At 58.2% G+C, this 15169-nt stretch carries 11 protein-coding genes and 1 tRNA gene; 1 reads left to right on the forward strand and 11 read right to left on the reverse strand.

Going from position 1 to position 15169, the window contains the following annotated elements:
- Positions 1-4: 4 nt before the first annotated feature.
- Positions 5-80: transfer RNA gene (locus GC165_03315), tRNA-Trp, on the reverse strand.
- Between the two features lie 398 nt (positions 81-478).
- Between GC165_03315 and GC165_03320 the strand changes: the two genes are divergently transcribed.
- A complete protein-coding gene (locus GC165_03320) occupies positions 479-694 on the forward strand; it encodes a hypothetical protein (protein MBI1331889.1) in 216 nt (71 codons plus the stop codon).
- Positions 695-891: 197 nt separating this feature from the next.
- On the opposite strand, the gene GC165_03325 is transcribed toward GC165_03320, so the two are convergent.
- The 10 genes from GC165_03325 to GC165_03370 all read right to left on the reverse strand — a co-directional run bounded on the left by GC165_03325 (position 892) and on the right by GC165_03370 (position 15031).
- Positions 892-1119 (reverse strand): hypothetical protein, encoded by a 228-nt coding sequence (locus tag GC165_03325; GenBank protein MBI1331890.1) that lies wholly within the window; start codon positions 1117-1119, stop codon positions 892-894.
- Positions 1120-1410: 291 nt separating this feature from the next.
- Positions 1411-4917 (reverse strand): hypothetical protein, encoded by a 3507-nt coding sequence (locus GC165_03330; GenBank protein MBI1331891.1) that lies wholly within the window; start codon positions 4915-4917, stop codon positions 1411-1413.
- A gap of 58 nt (positions 4918-4975) precedes the next feature.
- Positions 4976-5890 (reverse strand): PEP-CTERM sorting domain-containing protein, encoded by a 915-nt coding sequence (locus GC165_03335; protein ID MBI1331892.1) that lies wholly within the window; start codon positions 5888-5890, stop codon positions 4976-4978.
- 769 nt (positions 5891-6659) lie between these two features.
- Positions 6660-7388 carry a hypothetical protein gene (locus GC165_03340; protein MBI1331893.1) on the reverse strand — a complete coding sequence of 243 codons (729 nt, stop codon included), beginning with the start codon at positions 7386-7388 and terminating at the stop codon, positions 6660-6662.
- Complete coding sequence (locus GC165_03345; protein ID MBI1331894.1) at positions 7385-8023, reverse strand: sigma-70 family RNA polymerase sigma factor; 639 nt, start codon at positions 8021-8023, stop codon at positions 7385-7387. The genes GC165_03340 and GC165_03345 overlap by 4 nt, the downstream gene beginning before the upstream one ends.
- A 256-nt stretch (positions 8024-8279) precedes the next feature.
- Entirely contained in the window at positions 8280-10079 is a 1800-nt protein-coding gene (locus GC165_03350) for a hypothetical protein (GenBank protein ID MBI1331895.1), read from the reverse strand.
- Complete coding sequence (locus tag GC165_03355; GenBank protein ID MBI1331896.1) at positions 10076-10501, reverse strand: BlaI/MecI/CopY family transcriptional regulator; 426 nt, start codon at positions 10499-10501, stop codon at positions 10076-10078. The genes GC165_03350 and GC165_03355 overlap by 4 nt, the downstream gene beginning before the upstream one ends.
- Before the next feature lie 135 nt (positions 10502-10636).
- Complete coding sequence (locus GC165_03360; GenBank protein ID MBI1331897.1) at positions 10637-10945, reverse strand: hypothetical protein; 309 nt, start codon at positions 10943-10945, stop codon at positions 10637-10639.
- Positions 10946-11063: 118 nt separating this feature from the next.
- Complete coding sequence (locus GC165_03365; GenBank protein ID MBI1331898.1) at positions 11064-13688, reverse strand: polynucleotide kinase-phosphatase; 2625 nt, start codon at positions 13686-13688, stop codon at positions 11064-11066.
- A complete protein-coding gene (locus tag GC165_03370; protein ID MBI1331899.1) occupies positions 13685-15031 on the reverse strand; it encodes a 3' terminal RNA ribose 2'-O-methyltransferase Hen1 in 1347 nt (448 codons plus the stop codon). The genes GC165_03365 and GC165_03370 overlap by 4 nt, the downstream gene beginning before the upstream one ends.
- Positions 15032-15169 lie beyond the last annotated feature (138 nt).

The following is a 15169-nucleotide window of genomic DNA, read 5'->3' on the forward strand; positions in this document are numbered from 1 at the left end:
GGAATGGCAGGGGCAACAGGGCTCGAACCCGCGACCTACGGTTTTGGAGACCGTCGCTCTACCAACTGAGCTATACCCCTGCACGGAAGGGTGATTTTACCCCACATTGTCATTCCTGGGAATGGGTTCTTTTAACCAGGGATGATTGCGGGGGTGGGACGGTGCTTCGCTTCGGCGGCGATAATCGCCGGGTCGCTTCCACCTTCGCCAAAGCTTCGACTTCGCTCCTCGGACGCTTTGCGGGTGCGGATCTATCCAGGGGTCTTCACTCCCTTCGGTCGTTGCGACCCCCTGGCTAAGGTCTGCGACCTCTCCGAGGTCGTCGCGGCCAATGGGTTGACTGAATAGGGCTCCATTGGTACGCGAACACTGAAAGGTTCATTATCCAGACCAGCTGTGTTCTATCTAAGTTGTCTTTTGCAGTGGGTCGTCTAGCCTTTTGGGGTCACGGCGGCGTGGAAATGACGTCGTAAAGGATATGACTGAAGCCGAATTGAGTGCTTATATCGTGCAGTTGCGAAGCAAGCTCGACGACGGGAAATACACGGCCGAGGATGCGTATCGGTTTGTTTGGAACGAGGAGAATCCGCTTAGCTACGACCAGCGGGTGCATGTGCATCAGGCGCTAGAGCTTGGCGAGGAGGTTCCCGACGAGTTTAATTTGATCGTGCCTGAGCCGATTCGGGGCGAGTAGGGTTTTTCGGCTCCCCTCCGTCTTTCGCTTTTAGCGAAATCCACCTCCCCGCTGGGGCGGAGCGTAGCTCGTGCCTACCGTTAGGAAGTTTGTGACTTTTTAACCTCAGAACCTCTGCTTGGAATTTCAGAAATGCGCCGATGGCCTCGGTACTGAGGTAGCAATCCTATGAGCCGCCCACCCTTCAATCGCCTCAATTAGGGTTGTTTACCGTCTTCGATCCATTCGTTAAAAAGCTGGACGTTGGATGGTGGCCAGGGGCCGTCGGGGGGCATATTGCCTGAGCTGAGTTGCTGGTACACCATTTCGGCGTGGTTAGCCGACGACATATAGCTGTAGTTGTCTAAAAATACGCCCTGAGCCTTCATGCAGGAGATGTCCTGCGGTCGGAAAAGGGGCAAAATGTTCGTTTTGAAGGAAACCATGGTGAAGATGAATAAAACAAATATCATCTTCACCCGATAAAGTCAATGCGTCCTAGAGGGCACCGGGACCAGAATTAGTTTCCCTATGCGCGCTTTGGCTTTTGGGCGGCTTCGTTTAGGCTCTGGAAATACCTACAAATGGAGTCCATGAATCGGGAGACTAGTTTTCGGACTGTCCGTTCGGCCGACACCTCCCCACCGATTCGCCCTAGGGTCCGGCTCATCGACTCCCCCCGGTGAGTAGCGTGGTTAGGTCCCCATGACAACGTTAACGTCCAATGATCCAGAAGACTAGAGCGCGCCAGGACCCGCGTAGGCCGTGTAGGACACATTCACGGTTCCGTTCAGCACGCCATCGTAGATCACGTTGAAGCTGGCCGATGCTCCGGGAGCAAGTCCAGCGTTCTGGACCAGTGCATAGGGGCGCTTGCCGCCGAACAGGGTGTCGGCTCGCTTGTTGAGTACGGTCAGGAAGGTGTGCGGGCCGGGATTCATGGTGAGCCAGATCGGACCGTTGACAGTCGATGCACCGTTGTTCGTGATGGTCACGAGTTGAGAGTACTTGCGTCCACCCAGTGGCACCAGCGGCCCCGCGCTCGGAGCCAACGTCCCGACGTAGGCCGCCCGCTTGGGCGTGTAGGTCAGGTATTTCGAGAGCGACAAGGCCGCGGTGCCCGGGTCGGTCACCACATTGGACTGCGTGGGCAGGAACTGGTTGGATATCCAACTGTTGGCGGCGGGGTAACCGCCGAAGGACGCACGAAGGGGATCGTAGGCGTTGAGAGTTGTGCCCGCTTCGCCGGTGGTGCCGAGATAAGCGAGAAAGCCCATCGATTGGTAACCCGAGGCTCCGTTTGGATAGAGGTTGCGGATCGGAATGGCGGCTTCGAGACCGAGCAGGGGTCCGGTTGGGGACTGGCGCGGCTGGACCGCGATGACAGAAGGGACGCCGGAAAGTCGGCTGAGTGAGTTGGTATTGATCCACCATGCACCGGCTTCGGCCCCGGTCGTCGCCGGAATGACGGGCGAACCAGAATAGGTCGCCTCGGGGCTGGAACCAAGGCCGTGATTGCGGAAGCTGGCGACGGCATATTTGGCGCGGAAACCGGATGGCATCGTCAGATGGGTGTTGGACAGCAGGCGAGTGGCGGGACCGCTGTCATCGTTCACCTGCGAGAGGTCGGTGACACCGCCAGTGAGGCCAACTTCGGGGTCGATGAGGAGCGACATGCCGTTCGTCAGGTTCTCGGTGGGATCGGTTCGACCCGCGAGGCCGACATACACGTAAAGGTCGTCGTTGGTGACGAAGAGCCCGTCGAGGCGGTTGGACTGGGAGCTTGGGGTTCGCTCCTGCCACCAATTGGCGTTGGCGCCGAACTCGGTGAGGTCCCCGTCGATGGTCCAGCCAGTGCCGAGGCCCTTTTGGAGGTTGAACCAGTAGTAGAAGTCGTTGAAGAGCTTGGGTGCGGTGCCGGTGTCGTTGAACACGCGGACGCGGATCATATGAAGGCCGTCGGTGAGGTAGGACAAATCGAGGCCGTCGAAATGGAAAGAGCCGGCGGCGGTCCGAGTCATGGCCAGCATGCCGTCCATCAGACCCTCGTCGGTATTTTTGAGTCCGGGATACCAGGGTCCAAGGTTGCCGCTATCGAGCTGGAGATAGGCGGAATCGCCGACGGTCGTAGTGGACGCAAGGATATTGATCTTGGAGCCGGTGATGGTGGCGGCGTTATAGGTTGTACCGTTGCCGCTGGCATAGGTTCCGACCGGGGATGTGACGGGTGAAAGCGGGTAATCCTGGCCAGTGGTGGCATCGGTCACCACAACGGGAGTGCTACTGACCGGCTTGGCAGTAACGGGAGCGTACAGGACGTACCCGGTCGCATTGTTGCTGTTGGTGGGCGTGGAGTTGGGAGGAACGGTGATGGTGACCGATTGATCGGTGGCGACGGTGACGTTCGGCTCCTGACCGGAGAGGTCTTCGAGGACGGTTCCGGGGGCGAATGCAGTGGCGACGGATTGGGTGAGCGAGGTCAGATCGCCGCGAATGTTGAGGCCGACGAGGAGAACCGACTGGCCGTTGACGTGGCGCTCGTAAATGTAGAGATTGTCGGACTGCCAGCGATTGTAGATGGTGCCGCGAGCGAAGCGGTACCGGGCGTCGGTCATACGAAGCGTCAGGTCATCGGCGTTGCCGAGCGAGTCGAAGCGGCCAGGGCGAGGGAACTGGCTGTAGTCGCCGGGTTGCTGGTTGTTGCCGTCATAGTAGACGATGGCGGAGCCCGGACGGGTCAGCAGGAAGGCGTGGGCAAGGTTGTTGGAGGTGGGCGGTCCGTTGTCGTGGCTTTGGACGAAGCCGACGCCAACGTGGGAATCGAGTCCACCTTCTTCGAAGCCAAGGCCGGTGGCGGAGTCGATGCCGAACATGTTGCCGAGCGAGCCGATGTTGCCGAAGCCGTTGGAGTTGAAGAGGTCGTTGAACTTGAACGACATGGGAAAGTCGAGCAGGTCCATGCCAGTTTTGGCGAATTCGCGCAGTTCGTAATTGTCGCTGGAGAGGACCTCGCCGAAGACCATCGCATTGGGCTTGAGGCTGTAGACGTAGGGGAGGATGTCGCCATTGTTGACATCATAGCCTGCGTGCTGGATGGTGTTCATGAAGAACGCGGGCGTGGTGTGCTTGGTGGCATCGATGCGGAGGCCGTCGAAACCGATGACGGCGACGAGGTACCAGCAGTAGCGGCGCAGGTATTCGCGAACGTCTTCGGGGGCGATGGTGCCACCGGGATAGTACTGCGGCGTGAGCGGATGGCGCACGAACCACGGCTTGCCCCACATGTTGAAGCTGGCGAAGCTAGGGAGATTGAAGGCACCGGTTTGAGCTTGGTTGCCGTTCTCTTGGGCGATGTCGGCGAGGCCTACGAGGTCGCCGTTGAGGGTGGTGAAGGCGAAAGGTCCGGCGTTATTGAAATCGATTTCCTCGTTGGTCGGGTCGGCGGTGGAGTGGATATGGAAGTCCTCAGGGATCATTGCCGGGTACTTGTCGATAGCCCAACTGGCGCGGTTATCGGCGTGGTTGGTGACGAGGTCGCAATAGACTTCGAGGCCGAATCGTTTGGCTTCTTTGACGAGGTCGATGAGTTCTTCGGTCGTGCCGTAACGAGTGCGCACGGTGCCGGAAAGCAGTCGATCGCCGAGGTCGAAATGGTCGATCGGGTTGTAGCCGACGCTGAAAGTTCCGCCACCGCTTTTCGAAGGCGGAGGCAGGTAGATGGCGCCGTAGCCAGCCTGGACAACTTCGGGAAGCCGCTTCATCATGGTGACGTAGTCGGTAGCGAACCATTGGAGGATCGCGCCGCGACGGATGGCGGGGGTGTAACGCCAAGTGAAGCCGTAGTTTTGGCCGCCGAGGCTGTCGTAAAGATCGTCGGTGTTGTTTCCGCGAGCGCGAAGATAGAACTGGACGTTGGAGCCGGCCGGATAGGGGCCGAGGAGGCCGTACCACTGGGTGTTATTGCCGACGTTATAGTCGAAATTGAATGGGACTTCTTTAACCGTGTTCCAGTTGTCGGTGGTGACAAAGGCGGAGACGGACTGGCCCGAGGCGATCGGATAGGTCTGCGTGGTGACGGTGAGGGTTTGTCCGGGCAGGACGTAGGCACCGCGCTTCGGCTCGGTATTGCCGGACACGTAGGTGCTGGTGTTGCCCAGCCAGGAAAGCTGGCCAAGACTGATGGCGCAGAGAGCGGTAAAGAAGGCTGTCGCCGCCGCTCGGAATCCGAAACGAACCTTATTCATGATGAATGGATGGAGGTTTAGGACCCGGCCAGACGGTGGCTAGCCGGGTCGACAGGACTTAGCTTCGCTTTCGTCGCGTGAAGAGACCGAGGAGGCCGAGACCCATGACGGCGATGGAGGTCGGCTCGGGAACCACAAAGTACTGGTTGCCCGCGTACTGGTTGAAGTTCACGTTGGTCGGGTTGCCAGGGTTGTCGGAGCCATTTGGCATACCGCCAAGCACTTGGTTCGAAACGAAGTCGTGCGAACTTCCGTTAATGAAGGCGCAGATTTTGACCCCTTGGCCCCAGGTCGGATTGCCGATGAGGGACAGCGGGACGGCGAATTCCATGCCGGTCGCCACGTCGCCAGGTGAGCCCGAAGCGGCACCGGTTCCGCTGCCGACGCCAGCAACGTTTGAGTTGTTGACGGTGAAGCGGACGCCTTGATCGGTGCCGCCCGAGAGGGCGCCGTTGGAGCCGTAGGTGGTGGTTCCGAGGTAGCCACCTGCACCGGAGCCGCCGTCGAGGAGTTGGGCCCAGTTGCCGTAAAGATTGGTGCCGTCGCCCGAGATGCTGAACCAGTAGTCTGGAGCGAAGTCGCTATCGAACGTGAGACCGGCCATGCGATTGAGGCCGTTGAAGTCGACATCTGGGTTGTCGCCGCGGAGTGCGTTTTGACCGTGGCCGGTTCCGTCGACGTCGATGAAGACTTCGAGTTTGTTGAAATTCGACTCGAGATTTCCACCGAAGAACATGAAGAAATCGCTGGAGCCGAACTCACCGACTCCGTTATCCAGCTCGGAGCCGTTGGCCTGGCCAACCGTCCCCATATTGCTGTCGCCGAAGTTGGTGTTGATCGTTTGGACATTGCCGGGCTGACCTCCGGCGTACGTTGAATCCCGCAAACCATCGATGGTTACGGACACTTGGGCTTCTGCGCCCATCGGCAGGACAGCGATCAACGCCCCCACCAGAAGTGATTTTTTGACCATATTTTCCCTTCGCGCAGGTTTTCTTCCGTCCTGGAAGCTCTCCGATCTACGCCTCGAAGATTGAGTGCGGTTCTCCGTACCCTGATGGAAATGAGTCTCTCAAGCCGGAGACTCAATCAAGAATAGCTTGTGAATACGTATTCTTGACTAATATCATACAACAAAAAGCCGTCATAAATGCGGTGAGGGATGTTAAAAGTTGGGACTTCTGGTAATTGTGCGGAGTCGGTTTTGGGGTTTTGGAATTTCGCGCGGCGCTAAGCGCCGGGTCGCTCACGCTCCTCGGAATTTTATGGATTCGGATCATTCCTGGGGTGCAAGCCCCCCAGGCTAAGCTCTGCGACCTCTCCGAGGTCGTTCACAAACTTTTGGCTATCGATTGGCACTGACCTACCGTTACGGAACTCTCCAGAGACCTCTGCTTCGCTTCGATACCATTACACCCGCCGAAGCCTTCTTGGCGAAGGTGGGTACAACCATCTGCGAGCCTTCCGGGATCGGACTCGGCGAACGACTTTCGATTCGGCTCTGATGGGGCTTTAGGCAGCCCTGCGAGCCGAGTCTAGGCTGTTTGGCTGGGCTAAGAGTAAAAGGCCCCTTTGGGGCTTAAGCGAGGAAGGGCCTTCAAATCTGTTTGCCGATGGTTCGCTTACACATGGCAGAGCCAGAAGGGATTGCTTTAAGTTTTAAATCGTCTTTGCTCGATACTGAGTGACTGTTTCCAAGACTGAATTGAAAACTCAGCCTTGGATTTGGGGGCGCCAGAACTTTATTCCGGTCGGACGAGGTGGTTGTAGGCGAAGTCGCGAAGCTCGCTGTATTCCCGTTGGCCAACCAGTACGAGGGCGGCGTCTTTTACTCGCCATCCGACGGCTTTGGTATCGGGGTCGATTTGGCCGAAGAAGTACTGCGCGTTCCGATCCGGGTCCATGCCATCGAAGCTTGTGATCTGCGGCAGGACGATCAGCGAGAGTCTTCCCTGCACGTCGGCAAGGTCGATCCGACGGGCCGGCTGGCCGTCGATGACCACGTTCTGCTGGCCGATGATCCTGAACTGAGAAAGGTTGCGGTTGGCAACACCCAGAATCTTATCGAGCTCTTCGTTGCGGACTTGGGTCTCAGGTGTGTTTCGATTTGAACTGGAGAGGATTCCTGCAAGCGAACTGCTATCGACCGATCCGGCCTGCGTGTGGCGAGCATATCCGCCGCCGATGAGGATGAACATGGCGACGCCAGTTACGAAGGCCCACGAGTACTTCGTGATGAAGTTCCCGGACTTTTTGACACGATCGATGGCATCCAGACGGCTTTTGCAGGATGCCCAAACATCGGCGCATTCGACATTTTCAGCGTTGCCGAGCAACGACTTGAGGTTTCGGATTGCGGCGATCTCGGCCTGGCTATCCTGGCACTCAGCGAGTTCGGTCTCAAGCTTCTGACGCTCTTCGGCGCTTAGCTCTCCATCAACATAGGCATGCAACAAACGTGGTTCGATCATAGATCGTGTCCTTCCTTAATAAATCCCTCTTTGAGGGCATAGCTTTCCAGAGATCTTCGAAGCATCGCACGTCCTCGCGCAATGCGTGATCTTACCGTACCAATAGGCACTTCGGTTGCATCGGCAATCTCTTGATAGCTCATCTGTTCAACGTCACTTAAAATTACGGCGATTCGGAACTCGTCCGGCAGTTTCCTGAGGGCGCTTTCGACTTCGGCTCCAACGAGGCCGTCGAACAGTTGGCGGTCGGGGATTTCCGACTCGATCGACATTGGTTCAACAACGTTGTCTTCTTCGAGCGACGAAAGCTGGGGGCCGCGCTGTCGCGACCGGTACTTATTGATGTACAGATTCGTGACGATGCGGAGGATCCATGCCTTAAAGTTCGATCCATCGAAGCGGTCGAACGCTTCATAGGCGCGAACGATCGCTTCCTGAGTGAGATCTTCGGCTTCTTCCTTGCTACGGGTGAGGCGCAGAGCGGTTCCAAAAACAGAACTAAACACCCGCTCAGCGTGGCGTTCGAACGAATCCCGTTTTGTATCTCGCTTACCGAATAACATCGGTCGGCTGAGTCTACCTACCGACTCGTTCTGGGGTGATTTTCCCAGGGTCACGCTTGCAACAAATGCCATCGATCTTCTCTCGCATCCATTCACAACAAAAGAGGGTTTTGGAGAGTTCCGAGTGAGGGGAGAAATCGGTATTTTTGCGGTTAAACCGTGAAGAAGGGCCCGGGATTGGCTCGGTTCTAGTGAGGAATTTCCCCTCCCGTCTCCCGACACAAGTCGAGAGACACCTATCCACGGTTGGAACTGCCTTTGTGGCAGTTCCACCTGCGGACCCTCCAGATTTCCCTTGGAGAATTTGGAGAGGGTTGTTTTGGCGGGGCTATGAGCCGCCGTCTTTCTTCTTTTTCTGAGCGTCTTCTTCAGCCTTCTTTTTCAGTTCGAGCTGTTCGAGTTCGTCTTTTCGTTTCTTGAGTTCGAGTTTTTCGAGGTCAACCTTCTGCTTGGCGAGTTGGTCGGCGCGGAGCTTTTCTGCCTTCTTGAGGTCTTCTCCGCTCGCCTTCTTCTCCTTTAGGCGTTTGACCAGAGCCAATTCTTCTTGGCGGCGCTTCTCTTTGACGAGTTGGAGGTCGGTGACGCGAGTCTTCTTGACCTGGGCAAGTTCGGCATCTCGTTCTTGGTCGAACTTGGCGCGTTGGGCTTCGGTTTGGCTCGCCTTCTCTTTCCATTCCTTCAGCTCGATCACGCCCAGTTCCTTGTCGTGCTCTGCCTTTTCTTTGGCCACGCGATATTCGAGTTCGACCTTGGCTCGCTGGAGATTACTGAGAGCCTCTTGGTCCCTGGTGGCCGCCAATTGCTCTTCGATGAGCTTTCGCTGTTCCTTGGTCAGCTTGCCCTGTTCGGTCAGGCGATCGAGAATAGCGCGGACTCGGGCAAGAGTTTCGTTCGACGACCTTTGGAGCACCGCAGGCTCAAGATTGATCCGCGGCAGCTCGCCCGGCTGGCGTGAAGGAGTTAGGGTGAGATTCAGCTTTTGGGACTTTTCTTTTGGCTGGGTATTTCGACGTGGCGTGTAATGATCCAGCTCAAGGATCGCCCTTTTTTCCTGATTTCCCGAACCTAGCTGCACTTCCGCGATAGGCTTTTCGATAGGAACAGCCGTCTGCTTGTCAAGGGTAGTGGGAGCGATCGGAAGACTGGATTCCGTTTGAACCGGCGCAGGGCGCATGGAGGCGAGAGCGACGGTCACGGATGCGACGACGGCGAGAACGGCGATGCCTTCGAGGCCCGCCACGCCGCGCCGACGATTGCTTGGGTCGACGATGGATTGAATTCGGCGTTCGATTTGGGTTTGCTTCATGATGGAGACTCCAACGAGGGACAGGGGCTGGCGCTGGGGGCCAACCTCGGTGGCGAGGCGAAGAAGCTCGGAAGCGTAATCGGAGGGCTTCTTTCCAGATTTGACAACGTAGTCGTCGGCGGCGATTTCGGCCTCCGACCGAAGCGCTTTGGCGACCATCCAGACGAGAGGATTGAACCAATAGACAGCGGCCACCGCGAGGCTGAGGAGTTGAGTGAGGCTATCGAGCCGTCGGACGTGGGCGAGTTCGTGGAGGAGAACCGAGTCGGCGCGGTCGGGGGTCCAGCTTGACGCGTCTTGCGGGAAGAGGACGACCGGTCGGAACGTGCCCCATGTGAGGGCGGCAGGCGGCTTGCGGGTTAGGCTGACGCGCAACTGCCATTTTCGGCGGAGCTTTTGGTCGTCGAGGCCGAACGATTCCGGTTGGCAGAGGTTGCTGTTGCGCTTCATGCGGCGAACCTCAACGAGGGCAAGACCCGCTTTGGCGGCAATGAAGGCGATGCCCAGCACCCAGAGTCCAAGGGCGACCGGTGACCAATCGAACGGCTGGGGCTGGGGCTTTGCGTCCTTGAGCAGTTCGGTAAGGACGGCGGGGTCAATATCGACGGTCGGTGCGGCGACCGGCTTGGTGGGGATGCGACCTGGAAGAACCAGAGTAAGGATCGGCATGGCCACAAGGGCGGCGAAGGCGGTCAGCCACACCAGATGGCGTAGGGCGGCCCGCCCCTTGATCGGGCGGGTGATCGCCCAGGCCACGGCAAGGACGCCCGAGGACATGAGCGTCCAAGTGCCGAGAGCGGTGAGATAAGCGTTGGCGTTCATTGTCCCTTCTGGCGGGCTTCGTCGATCATTTTGGCAAGGCGATCGAGCTGTTCTTGGGTGAGGCTCGACTCGTCGGGGTCCAAAAGAGCGGCAACGACCAGTTCAACGTTGTTCTCGAAGAAAGTTTTGACGACGTTGTCCATTGCGCTTTTGGCGACCTGGTCCTTGGGGACAATTGGCTCGTAGATGTACTTCGTGCCGTCCTTGTGGAAGCGCACCTGGCCCTTCTCTTCGAGGTTGGTCAGATGGGTACGAACCGCAGTGTAAGAGGGCGGATTCGTGATGGCGGCGTGGATGTCGGCGGCAGAGGCTTGGCCGAGCTCGTAAAGCGCGTCGAGGATTTGCTTTTCTCGGCGGCTGAGCCTTGGTTCATGCTTCTTCTTGGAAGACATGCCAGAATTCTGGCATTTGACGAATCGCATGTCAATACTATATGCCAGATTTCTGGCATATAGTTCCTAAGAGGTTAGAAATTTGATGTTTTTGTTCTCGTGGGCAGCCTTCAGGTTCAACTGTGACTTCCGACACGCATTCTCCAGCGTTGCCGCTGCTACTTCCTATATATCGAACCGCTTTCCGGTTCGCTCTTCAACCAGTTCTGCCAAGCGTTTGATGTTGGGCCACCGATCATCCAAGTCGATATTGTCGTCCAAGTTGGGCATTTTGATCCGCCAGGTTGCTCCACCTCGGCACTCCGTACGCTTGAGAGATTGAACGTCTTTGAATTGGACACAGGTGATCTTGCGTCCGTCGTAAAACGTGAGTTGGTCCGCATCGGCTTCGATGCGTCGTTGAGAGTCAATGACTTTAAGACCGATATCGAAAAGGACGAAAATCGCGGTGGCCGACCAACATGCGGCCATCATTTTGTCGCCCACCATCCACATGCGGACAACGCGCGAATAGGTATCGCGAGAAGATTCAACCGGCTTCGTCGGTAGAAGACATCCACTGATTAAGTAAGGATAGCGCAATTCAATCGAACTACAGCCGAGGGTCGACGGGCTCGCTTTCGAGGGCAAGGACGCCGAACACGCATTCGTGCACGTTTCGCAACGGGCGTTTTTCGATGAATCGGCGCAGGCCTTCGGCACCCAGGGCGAACTCGCGGAGAGCAAGCGAGCGCTTGGCATTGATGCCGCGCTTACGCAGGCGAACGATGTTCTCCGGCTCGAGGTAGTCGGGTCCGTAGATGATGCGCAGATACTCGGGGCCGCGGACCTTCAGCGCGGGTTGGACGAGGCCTTTCGGGCCACGAACGGTGAAGTCCATCGGCTTGACAACCATGCCTTCCCCACCCTTCGCCACCAGGTCCTCCCACCAGGCGGTGGCCTCGGAACTGGAAAGCGGATCTTCGAGATGGACGACGCGGTACGGCGTCGCAAAAAGGATCGGCTCGTGGTCGCATGCGCGCCGGATCGTGTCCATGTGCCAGAGGTGATCGCGGTCGAAGTGCATTCCGCTCTCGGTGGCGAGGATGTGGAACGGCGCGAGGTGGTAATCCTCGATGGACTTCACGTCCCAGCAGTAGTTGCGGTATGCCTGGACGTACTTTTGGGCGTTGCCGAGCCGGGGTTCGAATCGAGCTTTGATGGCGTCGATGCCTTCGGCTTGAACCTGGCTGAGGAGGTTCATCGCCTGATTGAGGGCGGTTGTGGCTGAGTCACCGACCGGCGCGTACTGTTGGTCGATGAGGGCTTGGGCCTTGGCCGACCACGGCATGAGTTCGCAGTCGAGAGCGATCCAGTCGGTCTTGAGTTCATCCCAAAGACCAGCCTTTCCGACGGCATCGGCGACGCGGCCGATGACGGTTTGCTCGGTCGAGAGGTCGTCGAAGAAGCGTCGTCCGGTTCGGGTGTAGATGATCCCCTGCTCATCGGCGACACCGAAGCGCTGGCGAGCTACCTCGTGGTCGCGGCAAACGATGGCGACGGCGCGGCTACCCATGTGCTTCTCCTCGCAGATAACATGCTCGACGCCCTGGCTTTGGAAATATTGATACGCCTGCTCGGGCCGCTCCAGGTAGCCGTCGGCGGTGGAGGTCTCGACGGGCGACATGGTGGGCGGGAGGTAGATCAGCCACTTCGGGTTGGCGGCAAAGCGGCTCATGATCTCCAGCGCGGCGGTGGCGTTTTCTTCGCGAACGAGAATGGTTCCACGGTCGCGAGTAACGACGTGGCGACGACCCACGATCTCTTGGAGATCGAGAACGTCGTCGTATTCATGCTGGGCGCTGAGGTTCGGCGCAGTCGCCGGGAACGGACGGGCTGCCTCGGCATAAGTGTGCTTGGCGTCCACGCTGACGAAGGTCTTTTCCGGCCATTGGAGAGCGGTCAGCTTGCCACCGAAGACACAACCAGTGTCGATATCGATGGTTTCGTTGAGCCATTCGGCTTCGGGGACGGGCGTGTGGCCGAAGACCACGGCGGTGCGGCCGCGATAATCGAGCGCCCATTGGTAGCGAACGGGCAGACCAAATTCGTCGATTTCGCCGGTCGTCTCGCCGTAGTGAGCGAACGAGCGGATGCGACCGTGGGCACGGCCAATCATCTCTTCTTTGACACCGGCGTGGGCGACTGCGAGGCGTCCGCCATCGAAGACCAGATGACCGGGGAGCGATTCGTAGAAGCGCCGCCACAGTTCAATGAACTCGGGCGACTCTTTCGAAAGCTGATCCCAGGTTTCCTGGAGGCCGTGCTTCATTTGGACGTCGCGGCCCTGGATCTTTTTGTAAAGCTTTTCGTCATGGTTGCCGGGCACCATGTATCCGCACCCTTGCTTGATCATGCTGAGCACGAGCTTGAGGACACCGACGGAGTTGGGGCCGCGGTCGGTGAGGTCGCCGACGAAGATCGCCTTTCGACCCTCGGGGTGGCTGGCTTCGTAGAAGATCGGCACGTCTTTGACGTCGGGATCGGGGCGGTCGTTGATCTTTTCGCGCTTGGTTCGGTCGCCGAGGACGACCTTGGCTTTGCGATCTTTTTCGACGATGTGATAGCCGAGGTTGGTCAAGAGTTCGAGCGTTTCATCGAAGCATCCGTGGACGTCGCCGATGATGTCGAACGGCCCGGTTTCGTCGCTTCGATCCGGCCACATTCGAACTCTATCAAAGCCTTCGAAGGCGTCTGTCTCGTTGGGATCGTTGAAGAAGTAGCAGTGGCGCAGACCTTCCTTGTGCATGCCTCGGATACCGCGCCGGAGGTCGCGAACGTGGTTGGCAACGACGTGCCGCCCGAACTGACGTTCGGGGCGATTCTGGTTGCGGTTGAAGCTGACGTCGATGTCGTAGTTGAACACGATGCCGATGGTCTGCATGTAGTGCTGGTCGGCGAGTTGGATGAGCTTCTTTCGACTCTCCGGCTGGACGTTAGTAGCGTCAACGACCGTCAATCGACCGTTTTTGAGGCGGATATCGACGATGGTGTGCAGGAGACTGAAGGCGTCGGGCGTGGCGGCCTGATTGTTCTCGTCATCAGAGACAATACCGCGGCACTCGTCACTGGAGACGATCTCGGTTTTTGCGAAGAACTTCTTCGCAAACGTGGACTTTCCTGATCCACTGGCACCGATGAGCAGGACCAGACACTTTTCGGGCAGGCGGTACTTCATCGTGTGAAGACCCCCATGATGGACGGCGAGCCGTACTCGGAATGCGGCTCGCCAATGCCCTCGATGGCGACGCGGTAACCGAAGCGCTGGCAGATGGAATCGCACCAGGCTTGGAACTCGGCGCGGGTCCACTCGAAACGATGGTCGTTGTGGCGAAGCTGACCAGGTGCCATGGTCTCGAAGACGGCGTTGTACTCGATATTCGGGGTGGTGAGGACGACGTTGTGCGGCTTGGCGAACTCGAAAACGACCCGCTCGAAGGCGGCGAGGCGAGGTAGATCGAGATGCTCGATGACCTCGACGATGGCAGCGGCATCGAAGCCCGCGATGCGGGAGTCGCGATACATCAGCGAGCCGTGGACGAGTTCAAGGCGGTTGCGCAGGGCGTCTCCGGCGTCGCTGAGGTGGAGACGACGGGCAGCGAATTCGAGGCTTCGGACGCAGACGTCCATGCCAAGAATCTTCTTGAACTGGCGCTGTTTGAGCAGAAGCTGGATGAGGCGACCTTCGCCACAGCCGAGATCGACGACGCTCGTCGCACCGAGTTCGGCGAGTTTGGCGGTGACATGCTCCAACCGTTGGGTGTGGAGCGAAATCTTCTTTTCGATCTTCTCTTCCTGGTCCGTGCCGGGCACCTCGACCTCGTCGAGATCAGGCTCGAATTCGGCCAGACGCGCGATCGCCTCCTTGGTGAGGATGCGGTCGTAGCGGAGGAACTTTTGGATGATGGCGTCCTTCATCGGGTGGCTGGGGAGCCAGTCCTTGGCGCGGTTCGTCAGCTTGTCGATTTCGTTGCGGTCGACATAGTAGTGCTTGTCGTCGTCGATGACCGGAATGAGGATGTAGAGGTGGGTCAGGAAATCGCGGATGCGGGTCCTGATCGAGCCTTTGAGGTTGAAGTACTTCCCTCCTACCGGCTGGAATTCGAGTTCGTAGCCGAGGGGTTCGAGGAGGGAGCGCACGAAGTCTCCACCGGACCGCATGCGGATAACGGGCAGTTCGAATTGAAGCGGAATGGCTTGATCGGCGACCTCTTGGCGCTCTTTACTTCGGCCACTCATCGCGGTGCTGAAGAAGGCGAGCATGGCCGAGCTGATGAACGACGAGGCGGCGTAGGGGCGGTCGTTAACGTATTGGTCGTAAGTCGATCCGCCGCGGACGAGGCCGACGGGATCGACGTCGAGAAGCAGGGCGGCTTCGGCTTTTTCGTCGTTGATCTCGGGAAACAGCACATAGCCCTTTCCGAACGGAAAGGTTTCTTCGTGGAGGCGCGTCGGGTTCTTGTGGAGCAAGTAGCCCAGGTCGGCCGTCGGTTGGTGCGTCGTGCTGATCTTGAGGATCATTTGGGAGTATTAGGGTACCTGGGGGGTTAGGGTTAGGCTTCAGGCTTGAGGGTTCAATTGGGAGTTAGCGGGCCATTACTTGGGAGTTTCTTCCCCCCTCCGTCGTCCCGACCATTCGTTTCGAATTTGCCATTTGGG

This window comes from Armatimonadota bacterium (assembly GCA_016125185.1).
GTDB lineage: Bacteria > Armatimonadota > Fimbriimonadia > Fimbriimonadales > Fimbriimonadaceae > Fimbriimonas.

Excerpts from the sequence above, each read along its gene's own strand:
- GC165_03320 (MBI1331889.1), top strand. The coding sequence starts at position 479 with ATGACTGAAGCCGAATTGAGTGCTTATATCGTGCAGTTGCGAAGCAAG.
- GC165_03325 (MBI1331890.1), bottom strand. The coding sequence starts at position 1,119 with ATGGTTTCCTTCAAAACGAACATTTTGCCCCTTTTCCGACCGCAGGAC.
- GC165_03330 (MBI1331891.1), bottom strand. The coding sequence starts at position 4,917 with ATGAATAAGGTTCGTTTCGGATTCCGAGCGGCGGCGACAGCCTTCTTT.
- GC165_03335 (MBI1331892.1), bottom strand. The coding sequence starts at position 5,890 with ATGGTCAAAAAATCACTTCTGGTGGGGGCGTTGATCGCTGTCCTGCCG.
- GC165_03340 (MBI1331893.1), bottom strand. The coding sequence starts at position 7,388 with ATGATCGAACCACGTTTGTTGCATGCCTATGTTGATGGAGAGCTAAGC.
- GC165_03345 (MBI1331894.1), bottom strand. The coding sequence starts at position 8,023 with ATGGCATTTGTTGCAAGCGTGACCCTGGGAAAATCACCCCAGAACGAG.
- GC165_03350 (MBI1331895.1), bottom strand. The coding sequence starts at position 10,079 with ATGAACGCCAACGCTTATCTCACCGCTCTCGGCACTTGGACGCTCATG.
- GC165_03355 (MBI1331896.1), bottom strand. The coding sequence starts at position 10,501 with ATGCGATTCGTCAAATGCCAGAATTCTGGCATGTCTTCCAAGAAGAAG.
- GC165_03360 (MBI1331897.1), bottom strand. The coding sequence starts at position 10,945 with ATGATGGCCGCATGTTGGTCGGCCACCGCGATTTTCGTCCTTTTCGAT.
- GC165_03365 (MBI1331898.1), bottom strand. The coding sequence starts at position 13,688 with ATGAAGTACCGCCTGCCCGAAAAGTGTCTGGTCCTGCTCATCGGTGCC.
- GC165_03370 (MBI1331899.1), bottom strand. The coding sequence starts at position 15,031 with ATGATCCTCAAGATCAGCACGACGCACCAACCGACGGCCGACCTGGGC.